15 protein-coding genes and 4 tRNA genes are annotated in these 25,878 nt (G+C 28.5%); 15 read left to right on the top strand and 4 right to left on the bottom strand.

Annotation, left to right across the window (positions count from 1 at the left end; translation table 11 throughout):
* The first annotated feature begins 200 nt into the window (after positions 1-200).
* The 6 genes from ACQPUW_RS14800 to ACQPUW_RS14775 all read left to right on the top strand — a co-directional run bounded on the left by ACQPUW_RS14800 (position 201) and on the right by ACQPUW_RS14775 (position 8,615).
* Positions 201-291, top strand: a tRNA-Ser gene (locus ACQPUW_RS14800).
* Positions 292-620: 329 nt separating this feature from the next.
* Positions 621-711, top strand: a tRNA-Ser gene (locus ACQPUW_RS14795).
* 28 nt (positions 712-739) lie between these two features.
* Positions 740-830, top strand: a tRNA-Ser gene (locus tag ACQPUW_RS14790).
* A gap of 114 nt (positions 831-944) precedes the next feature.
* Positions 945-4,394: a helicase-exonuclease AddAB subunit AddB gene (gene addB / locus ACQPUW_RS14785; RefSeq protein ID WP_430838262.1), complete on the top strand. Its 3,450-nt coding sequence runs from the start codon at positions 945-947 to the stop codon at positions 4,392-4,394.
* Positions 4,395-4,396: 2 nt separating this feature from the next.
* The gene (addA, locus tag ACQPUW_RS14780; protein ID WP_430838261.1) at positions 4,397-8,113 is read left to right on the top strand and encodes a helicase-exonuclease AddAB subunit AddA; all 3,717 of its coding nucleotides are present in this window, start codon (positions 4,397-4,399) and stop codon (positions 8,111-8,113) included.
* An 82-nt stretch (positions 8,114-8,195) separates the two neighbouring features.
* Entirely contained in the window at positions 8,196-8,615 is a 420-nt protein-coding gene (locus ACQPUW_RS14775; protein ID WP_430838259.1) for a GtrA family protein, read from the top strand.
* Positions 8,616-8,701: 86 nt separating this feature from the next.
* On the opposite strand, the gene ACQPUW_RS14770 is transcribed toward ACQPUW_RS14775, so the two are convergent.
* Both ACQPUW_RS14770 and ACQPUW_RS14765 read right to left on the bottom strand, forming a co-directional pair.
* Complete coding sequence (locus ACQPUW_RS14770) at positions 8,702-10,054, bottom strand: CCA tRNA nucleotidyltransferase (protein ID WP_430838258.1); 1,353 nt, start codon at positions 10,052-10,054, stop codon at positions 8,702-8,704.
* A gap of 75 nt (positions 10,055-10,129) precedes the next feature.
* On the bottom strand, positions 10,130-11,437 hold the full coding sequence (locus ACQPUW_RS14765; protein WP_430838275.1) for a L,D-transpeptidase: 1,308 nt from the start codon (positions 11,435-11,437) through the stop codon (positions 10,130-10,132).
* Positions 11,438-11,602: 165 nt separating this feature from the next.
* On the opposite strand from ACQPUW_RS14765, the gene ACQPUW_RS14760 reads away from it, so the two are divergent.
* The 4 genes from ACQPUW_RS14760 (at position 11,603) to ACQPUW_RS14745 (ending at position 18,523) form a co-directional block, all read left to right on the top strand.
* On the top strand, positions 11,603-12,394 hold the full coding sequence (locus ACQPUW_RS14760; RefSeq protein WP_430838257.1) for a DUF1189 domain-containing protein: 792 nt from the start codon (positions 11,603-11,605) through the stop codon (positions 12,392-12,394).
* A gap of 451 nt (positions 12,395-12,845) precedes the next feature.
* Entirely contained in the window at positions 12,846-13,952 is a 1,107-nt protein-coding gene (locus tag ACQPUW_RS14755; RefSeq protein ID WP_430838256.1) for a Gfo/Idh/MocA family protein, read from the top strand.
* A gap of 248 nt (positions 13,953-14,200) precedes the next feature.
* Entirely contained in the window at positions 14,201-15,400 is a 1,200-nt protein-coding gene (locus ACQPUW_RS14750; RefSeq protein ID WP_430838255.1) for an exonuclease SbcCD subunit D, read from the top strand.
* A 3-nt stretch (positions 15,401-15,403) separates the two neighbouring features.
* Positions 15,404-18,523, top strand: coding sequence for an AAA family ATPase (locus ACQPUW_RS14745; RefSeq protein WP_430838254.1), 3,120 nt, complete (start codon positions 15,404-15,406; stop codon positions 18,521-18,523).
* Between the two features lie 45 nt (positions 18,524-18,568).
* On the opposite strand, the gene rbr is transcribed toward ACQPUW_RS14745, so the two are convergent.
* Complete coding sequence (gene rbr / locus ACQPUW_RS14740) at positions 18,569-19,186, bottom strand: rubrerythrin (RefSeq protein WP_430838253.1); 618 nt, start codon at positions 19,184-19,186, stop codon at positions 18,569-18,571.
* A 66-nt stretch (positions 19,187-19,252) separates the two neighbouring features.
* Positions 19,253-20,128: a DegV family protein gene (locus ACQPUW_RS14735; RefSeq protein ID WP_430838274.1), complete on the bottom strand. Its 876-nt coding sequence runs from the start codon at positions 20,126-20,128 to the stop codon at positions 19,253-19,255.
* 238 nt (positions 20,129-20,366) lie between these two features.
* Between ACQPUW_RS14735 and ACQPUW_RS14730 the strand changes: the two genes are divergently transcribed.
* From ACQPUW_RS14730 to ACQPUW_RS14710, 5 genes are all read left to right on the top strand, one after another.
* The gene (locus ACQPUW_RS14730) at positions 20,367-21,224 is read left to right on the top strand and encodes a sensor histidine kinase (RefSeq protein ID WP_430838252.1); all 858 of its coding nucleotides are present in this window, start codon (positions 20,367-20,369) and stop codon (positions 21,222-21,224) included.
* A 124-nt stretch (positions 21,225-21,348) separates the two neighbouring features.
* Positions 21,349-21,423 (top strand) — tRNA-Arg (locus ACQPUW_RS14725).
* Between the two features lie 222 nt (positions 21,424-21,645).
* Positions 21,646-22,698, top strand: a complete 1,053-nt coding sequence (locus tag ACQPUW_RS14720) for a glycosyltransferase family 2 protein (RefSeq protein WP_430838251.1) — start codon at positions 21,646-21,648, stop codon at positions 22,696-22,698.
* A 74-nt stretch (positions 22,699-22,772) separates the two neighbouring features.
* Complete coding sequence (locus ACQPUW_RS14715) at positions 22,773-25,058, top strand: bifunctional glycosyltransferase/CDP-glycerol:glycerophosphate glycerophosphotransferase (protein ID WP_430838250.1); 2,286 nt, start codon at positions 22,773-22,775, stop codon at positions 25,056-25,058.
* A gap of 21 nt (positions 25,059-25,079) precedes the next feature.
* Positions 25,080-25,874: an ABC transporter permease gene (locus ACQPUW_RS14710; protein ID WP_204594213.1), complete on the top strand. Its 795-nt coding sequence runs from the start codon at positions 25,080-25,082 to the stop codon at positions 25,872-25,874.
* Positions 25,875-25,878 lie beyond the last annotated feature (4 nt).

Raw genomic sequence — 25,878 nt, 5'->3', positions numbered from 1 at the left:
TATAAAAGAATATATACAAACATATAATGTTATATAATTGGCTATTCAATTTATATATTACATAAAGTAATACAAAATAAATAAAATTATATGAGCTAGATATCTTATATTTAAATATAAGATATCTAGTAATCAAAGAAATTAAAAAAATAGTTGACATAAGAAATATATGTTGATATAATTCTACTTGTGTTTCGCATGGAGAGATGGTCGAGTTGGTTTAAGGCACCGGTCTTGAAAACCGGCGTACCTTCACGGGTACCGTGGGTTCGAATCCCACTCTCTCCGCCAGAGAGCATAACCTGTTCGTAAGAGCAGGTTTTTTTGCACATAAAAATAAGTTGATTAATGAAGAATATAAAACTGACAACGAGTTAGATTGATATTTAAAGTATAATTTTACATAATAAAGTTAATATTTAGGATTACATAATAAATTTATATTTTATAATTAACTTTGTTAAAATAGAGCCTAGTGATTAAAATATATTAAGTAAAGACACTGAGATTTATCTTAGTGTCTTTACTATTTTATTATTATGAAAAAAAAAGAAAAAAGTTTTTGAAAAAGTGTTGACAGTATATTACCTTGTTGCTATAATAATAAATGTCTTTGATACGGAGAGATGGTCGAGTTGGTTTAAGGCACCGGTCTTGAAAACCGGCGTACCTTCACGGGTACCGTGGGTTCGAATCCCACTCTCTCCGCCACATATATTTTTTAATATAGAAGGCACTTGGAGAATTACTCAAGTGGCTGAAGAGGCGCCCCTGCTAAGGGCGTAGGTCGGGCAACTGGCGCCCGGGTTCAAATCCCGGATTCTCCGCCATAAAGCATCTAACTTTTTGTTAGGTGCTTTTTTTATATATTAAATTATTTTGTTAGATGAATTATAATTAGGATATAATTAAAATATGTAAATTTGACAAATAGGAGTTTAGTTATGGGAATTAGATTTATTTATGGGAGAGCAGGAAGCGGAAAAAGCAGATTTTGCTTAGACCAGATTAGAAAAAAATTAGATGATAAAAAACAAAATAAATTGATATTATTAGTTCCAGAACAATATACATTCCAAACAGAAAATAAACTTTTGCATATGGCAGGAGAAAAAGCACTTTTAAGAGCACAAGTTTTAAGTTTTAAGAGTATGGCTCAAAGAGTATTTGATGAATGTGGTGGAAGAGTTCATCAAAATATGAAGGATGAAGGAAAGAGTATGCTTATTTATAAGCTTCTTCAAGAAAAAGGTGAAGAGCTTGAATATTTTAATAAGATATCTAGACAACAAGGGTTTATTGATATTGTATCAAAGACTATTACTGAATTTAAAAAGTATAATATTTCACAGGAAATATTATTAGATGGAGCTAAAAATACTGAAGATGAGGAATTAAAAGAAAAGCTTAATGATTTAGCTGATCTTTATAATGAATATAATAGAAGAATTGAAAATAACGTAATAGATGGAGATGACGAGCTTACTATATTAGCTAGAAAGCTTAAGAGTTGTAATATTTATGAAGGTGCGGAAATATGGATTGATGAATTTACAACATTTACTCCACAGCAACTTGATGTAATTAGAGAACTATCATTTAGTGCAAGTAAAATAAATATAACCTTATGTATGGATGAGTCAGGTAATGGAAAAGATTCTGAAGTAACAGATATATTTAATGCATTAAAAGGCACGGAAAATAGAATTATTAAACTTATGGAGGAAAATAATATAGGTTATTTAGAGCCTATAAATTTAAATAAAGAATATCCTTATAGATTTAAAGATAGTGAAGAGCTAAAACATATAGAGAAACATTTCTTTACTTACCCATTTAGAATTTATAGCGGAAAAAATAAAGATGTAAGATTATATAAAGCTAATAATAGTTACGATGAAATTGATATGATAGCTAGGGACATTATTAGGCTAGTTAGAGATAAAGAATATAGATATAAAGATATAGCAGTCGTTTGTAGAGATATTGGAGCTTATGAGAAGATAACTTCTGTTGTATTTAATCAATATGATATACCATATTTTTTGGATAAGAAGATAGAAGTTTTAAGTAATCCGTTAGTTATATTAATAATGTCAGCTTTTGAGATTCTTATACAAAATTGGTCATATGAGAGTGTATTTAAATATTTAAAAAGTGGACTTATAAAAATCGATAGAAATTATATTGATATTCTTGAAAATTATATATTAGCCCACGGATTAAAAGGATATAGATGGACTACAGATGAAGTTAATGATGGATATTTTGAGAGTGAAGATGTCTATGAGAATCAAGATGAGCTATTAATAAAAGAAATAATGGAAGAAGTAAGAGAACCTCTAATGATATTCCATAAAAAAATAAAAGGTGAAAAATCTGTTAGAGAAATTTGTACTGCTATATATGAGTTATTAATAGAGTTAGATGTATTTAATAGAATAGATGAATGGATAGAAGTATTTAGTGAAGAAGGCCTAGAAGGAAAAATTAAGGAGTATGAGCAAGTTCCATCAATGGTTATGGAGATATTAGATCAAGCTGTTGATGTAATTGGAGATGATAAAGTATCACCTAAGGAATTCTATAAGGTTTTAAATGCAGGATTTGAAACTAAGGAGATAGGTGTCATACCAGTTGCGCTAGATCAAGTCAATATAGGTGATATTGCAAGAGTTAAAGGAAGAGAAGTAAAGGCACTCTATATAGTTGGAGTTAATGATGGTGTATTACCAGCAGCAAGTAAGGATGAAGGAATACTATCGGATAGAGATAGAGACATATTAAAGGATATGGGGATAGAACTTGCATCAACAACCAAGGCAAGAGCATTTGAAGAGCAGTATATGGTTTATACTGCGCTTACTATACCAAGTAAATATCTAATGGTTACTTATCCTATGGCAGACTTTGAAGGTAAGTCACTTAGACCATCAATTATAATACCTAGACTTAAAAGGATTCTTAGCAATTTAAAAGAGGAAAGTGATATATTCAATTATCCTCAAAAATATGATGAATTTAATAAAATAACAACTCCAATACCAACCTTTAATGAGCTTATATTAGCACTTAGAAAACAGGCTGATAGAGAAGAAGTCGATGATTATTGGAGAGAAGTATTTAGTTGGTATATGAAACATGAGGGCTTTGAGGAGAAGACTAATACAATATTTAAAGGTATAGATTATTCAAATACTGGAGAAATGATTTCAAGGGAAAAAATTAGAAAGCTATACCAAAATGAGAACGGTAATCTAAGATTTAGTGTTTCAAGACTTGAAAAATATGCAGAGTGTCCATTTTCATACTTTGTTCAATATGGATTAAAAGCTAAAGATAGAAAAATATATGAGTTCTCTGCACCAGATTTAGGATCATTTATGCATGAGATACTAGATAAGTTTACTAATAAAGTTAAAGAAGAAAAAATAGCATGGTCAGAATTAAATAGAGAAAAGTGTAGAGAAATAGTTGGAAGCTTAATTGATGTGAAGCTTAAAGAAGATGCTAATTCAATACTTAATAGTACAAAGAGATATAAATATTTCACTGATAGATTTAAAAGAGTTATTACAAAATCAGTATCAATTATTTCAGAACAAATGAAAAGAGGAGAATTTGAAGTATTTAGAAATGAATTTGAATTTGGAGCAATGGACGGTGGAGAACCAATAAAGCTTGATTTACCTACTGGAGAGAGAGTTTATCTAACTGGTAGAATAGATAGAATTGATACCTTAAATATGGATGGTAATACTTATCTTAGAGTAATAGATTATAAATCAGGGGCTAAGAAGTTTGACTTAACAGAATTATATTATGGTATCCAAATTCAATTATTAGTATATTTAGATGCGCTGCTTAGGAATTCAGAATATATTTTAAATACAGGTGCAATTCCAGGTGCGATACTTTATTTTAAAATAGATGACCCTATAATAAAAAGCAATAAAGGATTAGATGATGAAGAAATTCAAAAACAAGTTTTAGATAAGCTTAAAATGAATGGACTTATATTAAAAGATGCTAAGCTAGTAAGAGCAATGGATAATACTATGGAAGCATATTCTCTTATAATTCCAGCTAGCTTCAAAAAGGATGGAGATTTCTCATCAAGGAGTTCTGTTGCAACGGAGGAGCAGTTTAACATACTAAGAGAATACGTAAATATGAAGATGATAGAGCTTTGTACTGATATGTTAAGTGGGAAGATTAAAATAGAGCCAACTAAGAATAGTCAAAGGGCATATTGTAATTATTGTGATTACTCAGCAATATGTCAGTTTGATACTAGTATAAAAGATAATAAATATAAGCTTATCATAAAGAAAAGTGATGATGAGATATGGCAAAAGATTGAGAATAGAGTTGAAGGGGAGGAGGAAGAATAGTCATGGGAGAAACAAAATGGACCAATGAGCAATTAGAAGCTATAAAAACTAGAAGGTGTAATCTTTTAGTAGCAGCTGCAGCAGGTTCAGGAAAAACCGCTGTACTAGTTGAGAGAATTATAAAAATTGTAACAGATAGTGAAAATCCTATAGATATAGATAGACTTTTAGTAGTTACATTTACAAGTGCAGCAGCTTCTGAAATGAGAGAAAGAATAGCTGCTGCAATAACGAAGGAACTTGAGAGAAATCCTAGCTCTAAAAACCTTCAAAAGCAGTTAACACTTTTAAGTAGAGCAAATATAACAACTATGCACTCATTTTGCTTAGATGTTATAAAAAATAACTTCCATACTATAGATTTAGATCCTGCCTTTAGAATTGGTGATGAGACAGAAGGAACACTGTTAAAGAATGAAATCATAGATGAATTATTTGAAGATTTATATGAAAATGATGATGAGGAATTCTTCAATTTAGTTGAAGCTTATGCAGGAAGTAAAGACGATGAAAAGCTTAAAGAAATAATATTAAATTTATACAGATTCTCAATGAGTGGACCTTGGCCAGAAAGATGGCTTAAGGAAAAAGCAGAAGAGTTTAATATTAAATCTTTAGATGAATTAAATGATACAGTATGGGTTAAAGTTCTAAAAAATGATATAGGAATGGAAGTTGATAGCTTTATAAATATGTATCATAAAGCAATTGATGTTATATCAAATACTGAAGGAATAGAACCATATTTAGACGTTTTTAATGATGAATTATCAGCACTTATTAACTTAAAAGATGGTTTAAATAAAGGACTTAATGATATTTATAATGCACTATCTAAGATATCATTTGGAAGACTTAAATCTATAAGAAAAAATAATGTAAGTGATCCAGAGGCACAAGAATTAGTTAAGAGTATTAGGGAACAAGTAAAGAAGAAGATTGGAAAGCTTAGAGATGAAGTCTTTTCTATGACTCCAGAAGAGTCTCTAGAGGGAATACGAGCTTCATACCCATTTATGAAAAAGCTTGTAGAAATCACATTAGATTTTTCTAAAAGATTTAGCGAGAGCAAAAAAGAAAGAAATATGCTTGATTTTAATGACTTAGAGCATTTATGTTTAAGGATTCTTATAGAAGAAAGTGAAGATGGAGAGATAAAACCATCTAAGGTAGCTGAGAATTTTAGAGAGTTCTTTGATGAGGTACTGGTAGATGAATACCAAGATTCAAATAATGTTCAAGAGGCTATTATAAATCTTGTATCTAGAAAGAGTACTAATAATCCAAATGTATTTATGGTTGGAGATGTTAAACAGAGTATATATAGATTTAGGCAAGCAAAGCCAGAGTTATTTTTAGAAAAGTATAATACGTATTCTAGAGAAGAAGGCGGGCTTGATAGAGTTATACAGCTTTATAAGAATTTTAGAAGTAGAGAAGAAGTTATAAACGGCGTTAATTTCATATTTAAAGAAGTTATGTCTACTAGTGTTGGAGAGCTTGAATATACAGATGAGGAAGCTTTAAATTTAGGTGCAAACTTCAAAGAAGTGAAAGAAGAGAACTGTTATGCAGGTGGCCCTATTGAACTTCATATATTAGATAAAAATGATACTAGAGATTTAGATGATATAGAAGATGATGAGGATATAGATTCAATAAATTTGGAGGCTAGAGTTGTAGCTAAAAGAATCAATGAACTTATGTCACAGCAAAATGAAAAGAATTTTAGAGTATTAGATAAAGATACAGGAGAGTATAGACCTCTTAAATATAAAGATATAGTGATACTTCTAAGAGCAACAAAAAACTGGTCAGAAGTATTTTTAGATGAATTAGGATTAGAAGGTATACCTGTTTACGCAGATACAGGTGCCGGATACTTTGAATCAATAGAAATTAGGACTATAATGTCACTTCTTAAAATTATAGATAACCCACTTCAAGACGTGCCTATGATTGCAGTGTTAAAATCACCTTTTATGGGTTTTACAGCTGAAGAACTTAGTGATATTAGAATAGTAAATAGAGATAAATATTTTTATGAAAATATAGTTTCTATTTCAAAAGGTGAAGAGAAGTCCACTGATGAACTTAAAAGTAAATGTGATAAGCTAGTTACTTATCTTGATAAGTGGAGAAATAAATCTGTATATATGCCAATAGATGAATTTATCTGGTATTTATATATGGATACAGCTTACTATGGATATGTTGGTGCTATGCCAAATGGAGTATTAAGACAGGCAAACTTAAAAATATTATTCCAAAGGGCAAAACAATATGAGCAAACTAGTTTTAAAGGATTATTTAACTTTATAAATTTCATAAATAAGCTTAGAAAATCATCAGGGGATATGGGAAGTGCAAAGATATTAGGCGAAAATGAAGATGTAGTTAGAATTATGAGTATTCACAAAAGTAAGGGATTAGAATTTCCTGTTGTATTTTTAGCTGGAGCTGGAAAGCAATTTAATCTAATGGATCTAAATAATTCAATTCTTCATCATGATGACTTAGGATTTGGACCGGATTACATTAATTTAGAAAAAAGAATTAGTTACGGAACATTACCTAAGGAAGCTATTAAAAAGAAAATAAGATTAGAAACTTTATCAGAAGAAATGAGAATATTATATGTTGCATTTACTAGAGCAAAAGAGAAATTAATTATAACTGGAGCTACTCGTGATATAGATAAAACTGTGGAAAAATGGATTCAATCTGCAAGTATAGAACAAAACAGAATATCCCCAGCTGAAGTTTTTAAAGGGAAAAGTTATTTAGACTGGATCGGAATGGCTCTTTGCCAGCATAGAGATGGTGAAGTGATTAGGGAAAGAATAGGAATATCTAATGAAATAGCTAAAGATGACTTATCCACATGGCAGGTTAAATTATGGGATAGAAATGATATAATTGTGGAAAAAAAATTAGAGGTTGTGGATGAAATTTCTCTTGAAGAAGAACTGTTTATTAATTGTAAAGAAGAAACTGTGGATAAAGAAATAGAAAGACGACTTGGATATAGATATAAATTTAAAGATGCAACAACTATTAAAAGTAACTTTTCAGTTTCAGATTTAAAGAAGGCTGGGTACGAAGCTGAAGTTGAGTATAGCGGAGAAAGATTATTTAAAGAAGAAATTGTTTTAAAGCCAAGGTTCCTTCAAGAGGAAAAGGGACTATCTGGAGCCGAAAAAGGTACAGCGGTACACTTTGTAATGCAAAGGGTAGATTACGAAAGAATAGGTTCATTAAACGAAATAAAATTACAACTTGAAGAGATGGTTCAAAATGAACTTCTAACTAAGGATGAGTTTAAGGCTGTTAATCCATTTAAAATACTTAATTTCTTTAGAAGTGAAATAGGAAAGAGAATATTAAAGGTATATAAAAATGGAGGAATGGTACATAGGGAATTGCCATTCTACACAAGTATAAGTGCTAAAGAAGTAAAAGAAGACTTATCAGATGAGTCAGTTAATGAAAAAGTTAGACTTCAAGGTGTAATAGACCTTTTCTTTGAAGAGGATGGAGAGATAGTTCTTGTAGATTATAAGACTGATTATGTTAAAGATAATATAGAAGAAGAGATGAGCAAAAAGTATAAGGCTCAACTTGATTATTATACTGAAGCATTAGAAAAAATAACAGGAAAAAATATAAAGGGTAGATATCTTTATCTATTCTATCCAGAAGAGGAGATAGAGATTTAATTTAAATAATTATGATGAAGAGAAAAAGTTATGATATTATAGATTAATGTATATCAGTTGTGAGATTTCTTAGGAGGAAAATATGTTAGGTAAAATTATTGAATTATATAATAAGTTTAAAGAACAAATATTATATATAGTATTTGGTGTATTAACTACTGCTATTAATATCATAAGCTTTTTCTTATTCACAAGAGTATTTGGAATGGGATTGCTGGCAAGTAATATAGGAGCATGGATAGCTTCTGTAATCTTTGCATTTATAACTAATAAGATATATGTATTTGATAGTAGAGATTATAGTTTAAAGATAGTAACTAAAGAGTTAGTTGATTTTACTATATCAAGAGGAGCTACAGGTGTCTTAGATATGGGACTGATGTATTTATTTGTATCAGTCATTCATATGGAGGATATGGTAAGTAAAATAATAATAAACGTTATTGTTATAATTTTAAATTATGTATTAAGCAAACTATATGTATTTAAAAAAGGAGATTAACTTAGATTTCTAAGTTAATCTCCTTTTTTGTATTATTTAGGTTAATCTAGGTCTGATACGACCTGTCACTTTAATTGATGAGTCTTCTATTTTGTATTATCTATATTTGTTATATATATTTTTGCATTATCTAATAATATATCTTTATAATTTAAGTCTGGATTATCCAGAACTAATTGAAGAAGATGGTTTAATATATCTCCAATAACTTTTCCAGGAACTAAAGATAATTCTTTTATTAGTGTGCTTCCATCTATAGCTAAATCTTTTGTAGACATTGGAGCTTTTGATTCTAAAATAAATTTAGTTTTATCTCTCATAATATTAAGCTTATGTAATGCTTCTTCAGGAATTTTAAGCGATGTTATATCTGCTTCTTGAAGTGAATATAGTAAATAAATATTATCTACTGATACTCTATTTATGAGTCTTTTTATTGCTAAGTTACTTGGATTATCTAAAACATTCATATGCTCTTTAACAAGGATACATATAGTTTTAATTGTTTTATTATCAAAATGTAATCTAGTTAATATTCTCTCAGTAATTTTTTCACCAACATTGTTATGACCGAAGAATCTTCCGTTTGCCTTATTATCAATAAAGAAACAATCTGGTTTTCCTATATCATGAAATAATGCAGAAAGCCTTAATATTAGATCATTTGGAGTATTTTCAACTACAGATAAAGTATGATTAAATATATCCTCGTAATGATATTTGTTTCTTTGATTAAAACCTATTAATGGTATTAATTCTGGAATTATTATGTTTAAAACTCCGCAATCCTTTAAAAGGTTAAGTCCTTTTCTTGGGTTATCAGATATTAATATCTTACAGAGTTCATCACGTATTCTTTCAGCACTTATATTTTTAAGTAACTCTTTATTTTCCTTAATGGCATTTAAAGTATTTTCTTCAATTTTAAAATCTAATTGAGCGGAAAATCTTATAGCACGCATTATTCTAAGGGCATCTTCATTAAATCTTTTGTTACTATTACCAACTGTTCTTATAATTTTATTTTTAAGGTCATCTAGTCCATTAAAGTAATCTTTAAGGCCTTCCTTAGAATTATAAGCAAAAGCATTTATAGTGAAGTCTCTCCTTGAAAGGTCATCTTTAATGTCTGTAACGAAAGATATTTCATCAGGTCTTCTATTATCTTTATACTCACCTTCAACTCTATATGTTGTAATCTCAAAAGGCTCTTTATCAATAAGTACTGTTATAGTACCATGTTTGATACCGGTTGGAATTGTTTTGTCAAAGAGTGATTCAGTTATTGTTGGTGTAGCAGATGTTGCAATATCATAGTCCTTAGGCTCTTTTAAAAGCAAAGAATCTCTTATACAGCCACCCACCATAAATGCTTCATAATTATTTTCATAAAATTTATCTATTATAAATTTGACTTTATCAGGAATATTTATCTTCATAATTTCCTCCTACAATATTAAAATACCTTATCTATATTATAAGTTAATAGATAAGGTATTTAAAACATAAAGGGATTATTTAATTATTACTTTAGTACTTTTTGTTACATTATCATAAAGCCATTTTGAATCCTCTAATGATAATCTTATACATCCATGTGATGCAGGTGTACCTAATGTTGTATCAAGAACGGTTTGCTTATCTCTATCATAAGGTAGTGAATGGAAAAGATAATCTCCATCAAATTGAATCCAGTATTTACCACCTTGTTTATACTTTTCTGAGAAAAACCATTCATCTCTATTTTGAACAGTATAGACACCGGATGGAGTTTCTTTATCCTTTATACCGGTAGAACATTTCATTGATTTCTTTAAGTTCCATTTATTTTTTGAACCAGTATAAACATTAGTAGTTTGAGCGTTGGTATCTACATATATTAGATAATCAGTTAAGCTTTCAATATCTAATGAATTTATGTTTGATGTATTTATTGAACTAACCAATTGAGAAGAACTCGCTGGAGTAGCAGAAGATTTTTGACTTGCTAGATAATTATCTTTAGAAACTTTTAAATCTTCAATCTTTTTAACTAAATCTTTATCATTAGAAAGTAAACTAAGCTTGCTTTCTATTAAATTAATAGCAGCTGTAAAATATTCTTTGTTTTCATAATCATTAGCTGTTTTTAGAAGATCTTCTTTTAGTTTTTCTTTAGATTTAGCTATATAATTTGTAGCATTTTGATAGCTTGGGTCACTAGAAGAAATATTTTGTAATGTTGCAATTGCATCTTCGTATTTACCTTCTTCAAATTCAGAGATACCTTTAGATAGGGGAGTATCATTATTTGTACCTTGAGATAAAACAGAAGAATCATTTTGTAAATCTGAACTTAATAGATCATACCTATTCATTTCATTAAATACTACTAAAGCATCATCTTTTGAAATCTCATTTAGATTTATCTTATTTTTTAAATCTGTTGTTTTTACTCTAAAATAAGTTTCTAAATCATCCTCTAAAAAAAGAGATTTAAATATATTAGAATTTCCTGAAGTCACAATATATTTATTAGCTTCTGAATAATTGCTTGAATCAAAATGACCTTTAAAAGTAGATAGTAATGATTTATATTGATAAGATTGATAACTTACTATAGCTGCACCTATAAATATAATAATAATAATTAATGCTAGAATTACCTTTTTAAACTTCTTATCAGATTTATCATTCAATTTATCATATAATTCTAATTCATTTATAGCATATTCTTCGAGATTATCATTTAAATAATCGGTATTTTGATCATCTTCTTTAAAATTAACATTTTCTTTTATATTGCTTGTATTTTCATCTGGTGTATTATTAAGCTCTTTCATATCTGACAAATTAATCCCTCCTAAAATAATATTTACCTTAATACTTGACCAATTTTTGGGATATTAAACATAAAATATTTAATAATACAATTTAGTATGTTACTATAGTTAGAGAGGATTTAGGAAAAAATAATTACATAAAAGTAGTTTAAAGGAGTAGAGAACGTGAAGAGAGATGGTTTTTTTAGTAAGCTAAAAAATAATATATATAACATAGAAAAATTTTCGGAATATGTAAGAGATGGCCTCGGTAAAGCTATATTATATACACTTATTCTGAGCCTTATAATCGGTGGTATACAAGGTGTATACATGGGATTTAGAGCTAAAAATAATATAAATGAAGGTATCGTAGAACTTAATGAACCCAAATATGATTTTTCAATAAAAAATGGGATATTAGAAATGAAAAATAGTCCAGTTAAATTTAATCAAGATAATATAGTTGTTTATATAGATAGTAATAAAGATTTAAATCAAGCAGAAGGATTAAAGGATGCATATGTTCATGGAGATATGTATATATTACTTCTTAAAGATGGAATTAAAGTAGGTTCAGGAGGACTTAACAAAGATATATTATATAAAGATGCATTTACGGGAGAATATACTAATAAAACTATTGTCGAACAATTAAAACTTGCATCTGTTGTTATAGTTCCAATTACAGTTGGATTTACAATATTCCAATACTTCACAACATACTTACTTAATTGCTTAATAATAGCAGCTTTTTCAATAATAATTGGAATGATAATGGGATTAAGAATGAAGGCATCAGCAATGTATTCATTATCTGTTTATGCAGCAACACTTCCAAGTTTAATATTATTACCATTTAGCTTAATAAGGCCAGATATATATTTTGATACAGCATTTATGGCAGGGACAATAATATACGTGGCATTTATATTAAGGTATATAAAAAAGGATCTTTTAAAGAAAATAAAATTATAATATATAAGGTGATTTCTAATTCTTAGAAATCACCTTTATTACATTATTATAAATAATATCTTAAATTTTTATAGTATTATTTGCTAAATTAAAGTTATATAAGCAAGGATATCCTATTCTTTTAAAATAAAATTGTTGAAAAAAGATTTTATTGTGAAGAAGAAAAAGATTTAAGAGAAGTTGAAAAGAAATATTTGAAATAGAAAAATATTATTAGAGAAATAAAGGTTTCTAATATGCTGTTATAGAAGTAATTTATAAAATAAATGGAATTAAATAGAGTTTTTTGTACCTACGAAAATTGTAAGATTATGATTTTATAAGGGTTAGAATTATAAAAGAAAAATAAAATTTATTTTCCATATGTAGGGCAGCTTATGTGATGTAGTAACAAAAAGCATATGTGTATGTTATGAGCTAATAAGAAATAATAATTTGAGGAGGGAAAAAAATGATAAGATTAGGTATTGCGGGAATTGGATACATTGCTGAAGAATATATAAAATTGATTGTCAGCAATAAAATTAAGGGGTGTCGCATCTGTGCTTTATCAAGCAGAAATTTTGAACGTATGGAAAGTATCTGTTCTCGATATGCTTTGACAGATGTTTCATTGTTTACAAGTTATGAAGATATGCTTGAGGCTGGAATGATAGATATGGTTGTGATTTGTACACCACATTTTACCCATCCGTCAATGGCAATCAAGGCTATTGAAGCAGGTATTCACACATTAATTGAAAAGCCTGTTGGGGTATTTTCAGATGAAGTGGAAAAACTTATGAAGTGCGTAGAAACACATCCTAATATTTTAAGTGGTGTACTGTATTGTAGAAGAACCAGTCAAGCCTTTAACAAAATAAAGGATCTGATTTCTTCAGGCAAAATAGGAGAGTTAAAGAGAGCTAACTGGATAATTACAAACCTGTATCGTACTCAGGCATACCATAATGCACAATCGTGGAAAGGTACATATAATGGAGAAGGCGGAGGATTATTGATGACACAGGCCTCTCATCAATTAGATTTGTTGGTTTGGCTCTGCGGTATGCCAAAAAATATTCATGCGTTTTGCTATTACGGTGCTGAGCGTCAAATCGAAGTAGAAAATGATGTAATGTTGCACATGGAATATCAGAATGGTGCAACTGCTCAGTTTATCGCATCTTCAAGGGAATTCCCAGGAAGTAATCGTTTGGAGATAATAGGAAGTAAAGGACAAGTAATTTTATCTGATGATCAAAACTTGCTATTACGTGAGTTAGAACAAGATGAAAAAAACTATGCAAATACAACAGATGAAGTCTACGGAAAAATTCCGTTCAAAGAACAAGAGTTTACATTTGATGATGCAGACAATTCAATACAGCAGGCTGCTATTATAAACAATTTCATAAATTCTATTGCAGGTAATGCGACTGTGTTGTGTCCTGTAAAAGAAGCCATAAATTCGCTATATATAATTAATGGAGCCTATTTGTCATCATGGAACAATGCAATAATTACTTTCCCAATGGATACTAAAGAATTTAGGATGAAATTGGAGGAAAGGTTTTAATACAGTTGTAGGAAAGACAATAGATGCATTATTAGAAATATGGTTTATTATAGTATAGTAGAAATTCATATTGATGTATGAAAGATAACAGAGAGAAATATAAATATTTTAAAAACTTGAATATTAAAAGCAATTATTATATTTAGTGAAATAGACTCATAGACAATATATAGGTGATTTCTAAAGGTTAGAAATCACCTTTTTTGATATAATTAATTTATATAATAAAAATGGTAGGGAGGATTAATATGAAAATTATTCATACAAGTGATTGGCATATTGGGAAAATAGTAAATGAGTTCTCAATGTTAGAAGATCAAAAATATATATTAGATGAGTTAATAAAACTTGTAGATAAAGAAAGGCCAGATGTACTTATAATAGCTGGAGATATATATGATAGATCAATCCCACCTGTTGATGGGGTAGAATTACTAAATAATATTTTAAGTAAATTAGTAATGGAAAAAGGAATAAATGTTTTAGCTATATCAGGAAACCATGATAGTGGGGAAAGAGTATGCTTTGCTAGCAATATATTAGAAAAACAAGGATTATATATTGTAGGTCGTGATGAAGAGTTATATAGGAAAATAGAGATAGATGATGAAGAGGGTAAGGTAAACTTTTATTTAATACCTTATAAAGATCCATCAGTAATTAAAAAACTTTTAGATAATAGTGAAATTAGAAATCATAATGATGCAATGAAGGCAATTGTAGAAAAAATAAATGAAAATCTTGATAAGAGTGAAAGAAATGTACTAGTAGCACATGGATATGTAACTATGTATAGAGAAGATGCTAAAGAATCAGATGAAGATAAATATGAAGCTGCAAATCTTGAGGTGAGCGAATCTGAGAGGCCTTTATCAATAGGCGGAACAGATCTTATTGATTGTAATATATTTAATGACTTTGATTATGTAGCACTTGGACATCTTCACGGAAGGCAAAAAATAGGAAGAGAAGAAGTAAGATATTCAGGTTCATTATTAAAGTATTCATTCTCAGAAGTTAATCAAAAGAAGGGAGTTACAATATTTGATATAGATAAGGATAAGAATGTAACTTTAGACCTAAGAGAATTAAAACCATTAAGAGATTTAAGAATCATAAAAGGAGATATAGATGAACTTATAGAGGTCGGTAGAGATGTAGTAGATGGAAAAGAAGATTATATACAAGCAATTCTATTAGATGAAGGTGAACTTATAAATCCAATAGAAAAATTAAGGGCGGTATATCCAAATGTAATGCTGATAACTAGAGAGAAGAAAAGAGAATATGATGAGAATAGTACATCAGCTAAAAAGGGATATAAAAGTAAATCAGAAAAAGATTTGTTTGAAGAATTTTATAACGCATTATCAGATGGAGAATTTACAGAAGAGAAAAGTAAAATTATAGATGAAACTATAAATGGAATCTTAAAAGAGGAGGTGTAGTTCATGCGACCAGTTAGATTAGTAATATCAGCATTTGGACCATATGCAGAAAGGCAAGAACTTGATTTTAGAGAATTAAATGGTAGAAATATATTTGTTATAACAGGTACTACAGGTTCTGGGAAGACTACTATATTTGATGCTATAAGTTATGCTTTATACGGAGAGGCAAGTGGAGAATATAGAGAAAATGATTCTCTTAGGAGCCATTTTGCAGATGATGATACGGAAACATTTGTAGAGCTAGATTTTGAACTTAGAGGAGATATATATAAAGTAGTCAGAAGTCCTAAGCAAAAGAAAAGAAAGACTAGAGGAGAAGGGTTCACAGATAAAGAACCAGAAGCTGAGTTAATACTTCCAAATGGTAAAGTTATTACAAAAGTTAAGGCTGTTAATGATAAAATAACTGAAATTTTAGGTATAACTAAGGAACAATTTAAACAAATTGTAATGCTTCCACAAGGTGAGTTTAAGAAATTGCTTCTTGCAAGTTCTGTAGAGCGTGAGGGGATTTTTAGAAAAATATTTAATACGTATGCATTTGAAAAAATACAGTCATCACTTAAAGATAAAGCTATTAAATTGAGTAAGGAAAGAAACTTATGTAAGGAAAAAATGAAGACTTATTTAGAAAATATACAAGGTGAACATAATATTTTAATTGGTGAGTATATAGATTTTCCTTTAGTAATAGAGGAGCTTACTGAATTAATAGATACTGAAAAGAGTTCATATAAACAAAATAAGGATTCATTAAATGAAATAAAAACTGCTTTAGAGAAAAAGAATAAAGAAAAATTAATAGGAGAGCAAAACAATGCCTTATTAAAAGAAAAAGAAGAAACAACAATAAATTTAGAAAAAGAATTACTTAAGGCAGCAGATTTTGAAAATAAAAAAGAGTTATTATTAAAAATAAAAAAAGCTAAAGACATTAAGCATATAGAAGAGAAGTATATTGATTTCAATAAAAGGTTAGAAATAAAAAATACAGAATATAATAATTCAATTAAAGATATAGAAAACTTAAAAAATGAATTAAGTAAGCAAGAGGATTTTGTAAAGGTTGAAGAAAATAACGATAAATTAAGAGTTGAACTTACTGAAGAGATAGGTAAGCTAAGAAATATAGAGCCTAAGATAGAAGTTTATGAAAAAGAAAGAAGGCTAATAATAACTTTTGAAAATAGAATTAAGGAAATAACTACTGAAATAAGAAATAAGCAATTGCGTTTGGAGAAAAATAAAAAAATTAGAGAAGAAAATGAAGCTATATTAAAAGATATTTCTGAGCTTGAAATTAAAAAAGTTAATTTAGAAAATAGCATAAAAGATGAAACAAAAAGAATTAATGAATTGAGAGATTTGTACGAGAAGATAAGATTATATGAAGGTATAAAAAATGACCATACAAAGTTTAAAAATGAATATGCTCAGTTTGAAATTCAATATAAGAATATTAAGAGTGAGTATGAAAATTTAGAAGAGATATATAAGAAAGAACAAGCTGGAATATTAGCAAATGAATTAATAGATGGAGCTCCTTGTCCTGTATGCGGAGCATTAGATCATCCAAATCCAGCAAGTAAAAGTGTTGGAAGCATTCCAACTGAAGATGAATTAAAGAAAAAGAAGATTGAATTTGAAAAATATGAAAAAAAGAATAATGAAAAAATAATAAATCTAACTGAAATAAATTCTAATGTAAATAATGCATTACAAAATATCAATGATATCTTAAAGTCAATAAATATAGGAGATGATTTTAATACTTATGAAGATAGTTTAAAAGTTATCATAAGAGATAAGGGTATTGAATTAAAGAATGTAATTGATTCTATAAATAATGAACTAAAGGATATTATAAGTAAGATAAATAATAAAGATACACTTCAAAAAAGAAATAAGGAATTAGAAGAAGATATAAATATACTAGAAGCAGCAATTGAATTACTAAATACTGAAGATAAAGAGACTTTTGCAAAACTTGAGGGATTAAAGTCCTCATGTAATAATCTTAAAAAGGATATTCCAGATGAAGTTAATTCCATTAATAGTTTAACAAAATCAATAAAGGATAAAGAAAAGCAATTAGAAGATAGTAAGAATAGATTAATTGCACTAGTAAGAAAGAGAGACAATACTATAAAGATTTTTGAAGGTGAAAAATCAAAGTGTAAAGAAATAGAAAAAAGCATTAAAGAGCTTAAAAAGGATATTGAAAAGGCTAAAGAAGACTTTGCAGTTAATCTAGGAAGAGAAGGATTTTTAAATGTAGAAGACTATAGCAAAATAAAAATGGATATCGATAAAATAGATATTTTGGATAAAGAAATAATTGAATACAATAAAAAAATAGGAATATTAATGGAAGCTAAAGAGACGTTAAATAAAAAATGTGAAAATATAAATGTAGTTTCTATAGATGAAATAGATAATTCAATTAAGTGCATGAAAATAGATGAAAAAGAGAAAGAAGATAAATTAAAACAAGAGTTTTCTATAATAGATAATAATACGAATGTTTTAAAAAAGGTTATAGAATTAAACAAAGAATTTAAAGAAAAAGAAGATGAATATAGAGTTATAGGAGAGCTTTCAGAACTTTCAAATGGAAGAAAAGCTCCATATATATCATTTGAAAGATATGTATTAGCATCATACTTCCAAGATATAATAGATGCAGCAAACTTAAGATTAGAAAAAATGACAGGGGATAGATTCTCACTTAGAAGAAAAACAAGTAAGAGTAAAGGTGCAGGTCAAAAAGGATTAGAACTTGAAGTTTATGATAATTATACAGCAAGTTCAAGAGATGTAAGCTCACTTTCAGGAGGAGAGAGTTTTAAAGCATCATTATCTTTAGCACTTGGTTTATCTGATGTAGTTCAATCAAATAGTGGAGGAGTATCATTAGAAACAATGTTTGTTGATGAAGGTTTTGGTACTCTAGACCCACAATCTCTTGATAATGCTATAGATAGTCTTTTAGATTTACAGCGTGGGGGCAGATTAGTTGGTATAATATCTCACGTTGAGGAGCTTAAAGAAAGAGTAGATGCAAAACTTGAAGTAAAGGCAACTAAAAACGGAAGTATAGCAAAATTTAATGTTTTATAATAAAAATGAGATACTTTTTTAAGTATCTCATTTTTTCGCCTCCAATTATTTGGGAGCATATTCTTTACTTTTGCCAAGGGCTTCAGTGTCATACATAATTTCAAAATATCCTTGAGGATGCTTACATGCAGGGCATATTTTGGGAGCTTCAGTTCCTTCATATATATATCCGCAATTTCTACATTTCCAATACTCTGGTTCATTACGTTTGTATAGAAGATCATCTTTTAAGTTAGCGTATAGATCTAAATAACGTTGTTCATGATGCTTTTCTATTTCTAATATTTTAGAAAAAGCAAATGCTACTTCTGGATATCCTTCTTCTTCTGCAACTTTAGCAAATTCAGGATAAGCAGTACCCCATTCTTCTCTTTCTCCTTCAGCCCCATATTTTAGATTATCTAAAGTAGTTCCAAAGCCTATTGGATAATCTGTATCCACATGAATCTGGGCTGTACCAAGACCTTCAATCATTAAGTCATAAAAAACCTTAGCATGAGCTCTCTCATTTTCAGCTGTTTCTAAGAATATAGATTCAATTTGCTTATGTCCTTCCTTTGCAGCTACTCTTGAGAAGAATGTATACCTGTTTCTAGCTTGAGATTCTCCTGCAAAAGCCTTTGCTAAATTATCTGCTGTTTTACTTCCTTTTAAACTTTTCATAAATAAGACAAAACCCCTTTCAAATAGTTATGATTATAGTATTAACTATTTGAATGGGGATTATGTTTAATTAATATCTCTATTATTTCCTTTAAAGAAAAGAGCCAGTGTATTTGGACCAGCATGACTTCCAATCGCAAGCCCAATATAATTTATAATTACTTCTGTATCATACTTTTCCTTTATCATATTTGCTAAGCTTTTAGCATCATCTAAACAATCGCCATGAGATATGAAAATTGTCTGATTACTAGGGTCTACTACTTTTTCTTCAAGTTTATTGAATAAAGATTTTATAGATTTCTTTCTACCTTTAACTTTACTAAAATTTTGAAGAGTTCCATCATCAGGTATATAAAGAAGTGGCTTAACTTGAAGTAGAGTACCGATAGTAGCCATAGCAGGTGAAATTCTGCCACCGCGCTTTAAATGATTTAAATCATCAACAGTAAATAGATGATTTACTTTAAGCTTAGTATCTTCTATATATTTAATAACTTCATCTTTTGAAGCTCCATTTTCTCTCAATGTACATGCTTCATAAACTAAAAGTCCTACTCCAAGTGAAGCTGAACGAGTATCTATGATTGATATATCTGCATTAGGATAAGATTCAAGTATTTCCTCTTTAGCAATTAATGCACTATTATATGTTCCACTTAGTGCTGAAGAGAATGCTAAGTATATAACTGAAATATCTTCTTTAGTATACTTTTCAAAGGCTTCATAAAATCTAAAACTATTTATCTGTGATGTAGTTGGCATTAGACCATTTCTTAAACCATTATAGAAATCTGAATAGCTTAATGATTCCCCACAGTCCTCAACATACTCATCATTGTTTAAATTGCATATAAGACCAGTATAATGTATAGAGAATCTATCTATTATATCTTTTGGTAAATCACAACTAGAATCTGTCATTATAATAAAACTTTTAATAATAAAAACCTCCCTTTTATTAATTAATTATACTTAGATATTATCTAATAGTATAAATATAAATACAAGTTATTAAATTATATCAATAAAATCTTAAAATAATATACCTTTATAGAATTTATTTTAATAAAAATAAAAATGAAATTAAAGGATATTATACAAAAAAATGGTTGTTAGTATTCGAAAATAATGATAAAATTTATTTAGGGTTAAAATAGGGGGTAAGGTAGGGAGAATTATGGTCCAAAATAAATTTAAACATAAGGTAAATGAATTATCGAGAGAAGAGATGATATCACTTATAGAGAATTTAAAAGGTAAGCAGGAAATGCAAGAAAAATTCATACTGAATATATCTCATGATTTAAGATCACCGTTAAATGTGATTATGAGCATAAATCAGATGCTAGAATGTGTTAAGAAGGATGAATATTCTAATTATAATGATAAAGAAAAAGAATATTTAAAGATGTTAAAAAGAAATAGCTACAAAATGCTAAAGTTAATAGACAATTTAATTGATGTAACTAGATTAGAGAAAAATTATTTTAAAATGAATAAGAAAAATATAGAAATAGTAAACTTCCTTGAGGATACGATAGGCTCTATAGATAAGTATGCAAAACAAAAAGATATAACCCTTATATTTGATACAAACAAAGAGGAGTGCATAGTTGCAGTAGATCCGCAATCTCTTGATAGAATATGTATAAACCTTATTTCAAATGCTATAAAATTTTCACCAAGTGGAAGTTATATATATGTAACTCTTATGATAGATGATGAATATATTAAAATTAGTGTAATGGATAATGGTATAGGCGTAAGTGAAGAAGAGCAAAAGAAAATTTTTGATAGATTTGATAGAGGAAATGAAAAGAGCGAGTATAAAGGAAGCGGCATAGGTTTAGATTTAGTTAAATCATTAGTTGGTCTTCATAATGGAAAAGTATCTTTAAAGAGTAAATTAGGCGAAGGTTCTACTTTTACAGTTATGCTTCCTAATATTAAATTAGAAAAAGAAGAAGTCGAGTTTGAAGAACATAGTGATAAGGTTCAATTATTAGAAATAGAGTTTTCAGATATATATCTTTAAATAAGCATTATAATAAGGAAAGAAGCTTCTAAGTATAGCCTCTTTCCACCTAGCTTACCGCAAATAAATTTGCACTGACTTAAAAATTATGATAAGATATTTCTGTTAATAAAAAATAATATATGGGGCGTTAGTTAAATGGATATAACATACCGCTACGGACGGTACATTATGGGTTCGATTCCTATACGCCCTACCATCAAACTTCAAAAGACTTTTCTTTTGAAGTTTTTTATTTTTATATAAAAGTAGGCTTAACTGTACATACACAAAAGAATATATTATAATTGAAATTATTGAATTAACGCAATAAATTTTAAAATAAATAATATTAAATTTTATAAAAGCTTTATAACATTGACAGTATATTTGATTCAAAATATACACAAAACTTTCTATTGGAAAGTACAGGAGGGGTATTTTGTTTAAGAAGTACAAAATAAGTGTTATTGTTCCTGTTTATAATGTAGAGGAGTATCTTAGAGAAACACTAGATTCTTTAATGGAGCAAACGTTAAAAGATTTTGAATTAATACTAATAAATGATGGATCTACTGATAAGAGTGGTGAAATTATAGAAGAGTATTCAAAGAAGTACGATAACATAGTTAATGTATATCAAGAGAATAGCGGACCTAGTAGGGCGAGAAATAAGGGAATAGAGCTAGCTAAAGGTGAATTTATAGCATTTATGGATTCGGATGATATAATACCAAAGGACTCATTACAGGTTAGATATGAATTAGCTATAGATAAAAATGCAGATGCTATAGTCTGTGGTACCTATAAGTATGACGGAGAAAAGACATGGCCAATGCTTAAGCATTTCTTATCAGAAGGCTCTAAAGATGTAAAAATTGATTATGACTTACTATGGACTGTAGGACCTTGTAATAAACTTTTTAAAGCAGACCTTATAAAAGATTTAAGATTCCCAGAAGGCATTAAATATGCTGAGGATCAGGTCTTTGTTATGACTGCCTATTTAAGAGCCAAAAAAATATATGCAACTAAATATGCTGGATATTATTATAGGATGAGAAATAATCCAACTGAGTCTTTAACACAGCAGATACAAACAGCATCAGCAAGTGTTATAGAGCAGGTTCTTAAGTCATGGGAATTAACATCTAATGAAATTGATAAAGATATTAAGGATAAGAAAACAGCAGCAAAACTTAAAAATGCATATTTTTATAGATTGGTTAATATCGATATATGGCCACCCTTTAGACGAGCACTTTTAAGTAATGATAAAGATATAGAGTTAAAAGCATTAAGAAATTTAACTGAACTATTAAATGTAGTAGAAGAAGAGCAACTAAATAGTATAGGAAAAATAAAAAGATTAGTATTTAGAGATATTGTAAAAAATAATTCCACTTTAAATGAAAAATCTAAGATAAAAACTATTAAACTAATAATAAAGATGCATAATGGTATTATTAGAATGAAAAAAATAGGCAAGAATTAAATAGTAAGATGGAGCTTTTAGCTATAAAAATGTTACTGTTTATAAAATAAACATACAGATTTAGGAGGGGTATCTTGAATAGTAAGTATAAGGTAAGTGTCATCATGCCTGTATATAATGTTGAAGAGTATCTTAAAGAAACATTAGATTCTTTAGTAGTTCAGACGTTAGATGATGTAGAGGTAATCTTAATTGATGATGGATCTACAGATAATAGTAAAGCTATTATAGAAGAGTATGCAAGTAAGCACTCGAATATAGTAGGTGTATACCAAAAAAATAGTGGGCCAAGTAAGGCAAGAAATAAAGGGATAGAATTAGCGCAAGGTGAGTTCATAGCATTTATGGATTCAGATGATTTAATTCCTAAAGATTCATTAGAAGTTAGATATAACCTAGCTGTAAATAATGATTCAGATGTTATAGTATGCGGAACATGCAAGTACGATGGATCAAAATTATGGCCAATGGTTAAGCATTTCTTAAGTGAGGGACCTAAAGATATAAGAGAAGATTATGATTTACTTTGGACGTTAGGACCATGTAATAAATTATTTAGAACTAGTTTAATAAAAGAATTAAGGTTCCCAGAAACTATTAAGTATGCAGAAGACCAAGTGTTTGTAATGAGTGCTTATTTAAGAGCTAGAAAAATTTACGCAACAAAATATGTAGCATATTTCTATAGAATGAGAAATAATCCAACAGAATCATTAACTCAACAAATACATACTGCATCAGGAAGTGTTATAAAGCAAGTTTGTGATTCCTGGAGCAGAACAAAAGAAGAGATAGATAGAAATATAAAAAATAAATATATAGCATCTGGTTTAAAGTATGCGTATATATCAAGACTTGTAAGTGTTGATATATGGCCACCTTTCAAACGTGCAATTATTAGTAGGAATGAAAGTGTACAATTAGAAGCAATAACTAATATGGAGAACTTATTAGATGCAGTAGATGATAATATATTCAATGACCTTAGCACTTTTAAATGGATAGTAATTAAAGGTGTAATAGATAAATATCTATTCTTGTCAGCAAAGGCTAGAACTAAATATATTGATTTATTAATAAAAGGATATAATAAATTAAATACCAATAGTAGATATATATTAGCTGTTGAAAATAAATATCTTATAAACTATGTAGAGAAGGCAGTGCGTAAACATAGTAAATATTATATCTATAAATACTTAACTAGAAGAAAGATTGAAAACCTTCCAGAGAAGATAAAGAAAACTTCTAAGAAGTATGTAAGAATTAGCTTTAGGTTAAGTAAATTAATGCCTATCAAGAAAAATAAAGTTATATTAGCAAGTAATAAGTCAAATAGATTGTCAGGAAATTTAAAGTTTATAAATGATGAATTAGTTAAAAAGAGTAAGTATGATATAAAAGTATATATGGACAGAAATAATAGAACTCTTTGGGAATTAATAAAAATGTATTACAATTTTGCTACAGCAAAGTATATAATCTTAGATGACTATCATAGACAGCTTTATGGATTAAAGTTTAAGCCAGAAGCTGAGGTTGTACAAGTATGGCATGCTTGTGGAGCTTTTAAGAAATTTGGTTTTAGTTCTGTTGGAAAAGGTGATGGAAATACAGCTGAATTCGAACAAAGAGCTCATGGACATTACACAAAAGTTATAACAAGTTCAAAAAATATAAATAAACATTATGCAGAAGCATTTAATATTGATGAGAGTAATGTAATTCCACTTGGAGTACCAAGAACTGATATATTATTTGATACTGATTATAGAGACTTCATTAGAAATAAGTTAGAATCAGAACATCCAATCATAAGAGGAAAGAAGATAATAACTTATGCACCAACATTTAGAGGAAGCCCAAAGGAAAGACAGAACTTTAAGTTAGAGTTAGATCCAGTAAAAATATTAAAAGAAGTTGGAGAAGATTATGTAATAATATTTAAGCTTCATCCAAGTGTTAAAAATGGTTTAGGTAATGTAATAACTATACCTAAAGAATTTAAAAATAGAATAATTAATTTAAATAGTAATACAGATATAAATGACTTAATAATGGTTACTGAAATTTTAATATCAGATTATTCATCTGTTATATTTGAAGGTGCATTATTGGATAAGAAGATGATACTATTTGCATATGATAAGGAATCATATCTTGCAGAGAGAGATTTCTATTATGAGTATGATGAATTTGTACCAGGTCCTATTGCATACACAAATAATGATATTATTAAAATAATAAATGAAGATAAATTTGATGCAACAAAAGTATCAGAATTTAAGAAAGAATTCTTTGATCATGCAGATGGGAAATCAAGTGAAAGATTCGTTGAATATATATTCAATGAAAAGTAATAGATAAATAGGTGATAAAAAATGTTAAAAACTATTGTATTAGAAAACATAAGAAATATTAAACAAACGATACTTATATCTAAAGCTGACTTAGTAAAATTTTATAAGGGTGCGGCCCTTGGATATGCCTGGGCTGTTATAAGACCTATGGTAACAATAGCCGTTTACCTTTTTGCATTCCAGATGGGTATCAGAAAAAGTGGTTATGTAGATGGATTTCCGTTCCTATTATGGCTTATTGCTGGACTTGGACCATGGTTCTTTATAAGTGATGCAATTGTTGGTGGGGCAATGTCAATTAGACAGTATAGACACTTTGTTACAAAGATGAAGTTCCCAATATCAACAATTCCTACTTTTGTATTGTTATCAAAGCTATATGTACAAATAATGCTTTTAGCATTTATCGTATTAATATTTGCAGCGTATGGATATTATCCTGATATATACTATTTACAATTCTTATATTACATACCAACTATGTATATATTCTTCTTAGTATTATCATGGACATTATCATCTCTATCAGTTATAAGTAGGGACTTTGAAAACTTAGTAAAAGCGGCTATACAAGCAGTTTTATGGTTAACACCAATTCTTTGGAATATAAGAGGACTTTCTCCTACAATGAAATTTATAATGAAATTAAACCCAGTAAATTACTTTATAGAAGGATTTAGAGATATATTCTTATATAAAGAGTGGTTCTTCCAAGGAACATATTCAATATATATTTGGATTGTAATACTAATAACTGCATTAATAGGTAGTCATGTTTACAAGAAATTATATAAAGACTTTACTGATGTGTTATAAGGAG

Source organism: Clostridium sardiniense (assembly GCF_050584765.1).
Lineage (GTDB): Bacteria > Bacillota > Clostridia > Clostridiales > Clostridiaceae > Clostridium > Clostridium sardiniense_A.
This window is presented reverse-complemented; position numbering and strand designations above follow the sequence as displayed.

Coding starts and splice junctions, on each gene's coding strand:
- addB (WP_430838262.1), top strand. CDS start 945: ATGGGAATTAGATTTATTTATGGGAGAGCAGGAAGCGGAAAAAGCAGA.
- addA (WP_430838261.1), top strand. CDS start 4,397: ATGGGAGAAACAAAATGGACCAATGAGCAATTAGAAGCTATAAAAACT.
- ACQPUW_RS14775 (WP_430838259.1), top strand. CDS start 8,196: ATGTTAGGTAAAATTATTGAATTATATAATAAGTTTAAAGAACAAATA.
- ACQPUW_RS14770 (WP_430838258.1), bottom strand. CDS start 10,054: ATGAAGATAAATATTCCTGATAAAGTCAAATTTATAATAGATAAATTT.
- ACQPUW_RS14765 (WP_430838275.1), bottom strand. CDS start 11,437: ATGAAAGAGCTTAATAATACACCAGATGAAAATACAAGCAATATAAAA.
- ACQPUW_RS14755 (WP_430838256.1), top strand. CDS start 12,846: ATGATAAGATTAGGTATTGCGGGAATTGGATACATTGCTGAAGAATAT.
- ACQPUW_RS14750 (WP_430838255.1), top strand. CDS start 14,201: ATGAAAATTATTCATACAAGTGATTGGCATATTGGGAAAATAGTAAAT.
- ACQPUW_RS14745 (WP_430838254.1), top strand. CDS start 15,404: ATGCGACCAGTTAGATTAGTAATATCAGCATTTGGACCATATGCAGAA.
- rbr (WP_430838253.1), bottom strand. CDS start 19,186: ATGAAAAGTTTAAAAGGAAGTAAAACAGCAGATAATTTAGCAAAGGCT.
- ACQPUW_RS14730 (WP_430838252.1), top strand. CDS start 20,367: ATGGTCCAAAATAAATTTAAACATAAGGTAAATGAATTATCGAGAGAA.
- ACQPUW_RS14710 (WP_204594213.1), top strand. CDS start 25,080: ATGTTAAAAACTATTGTATTAGAAAACATAAGAAATATTAAACAAACG.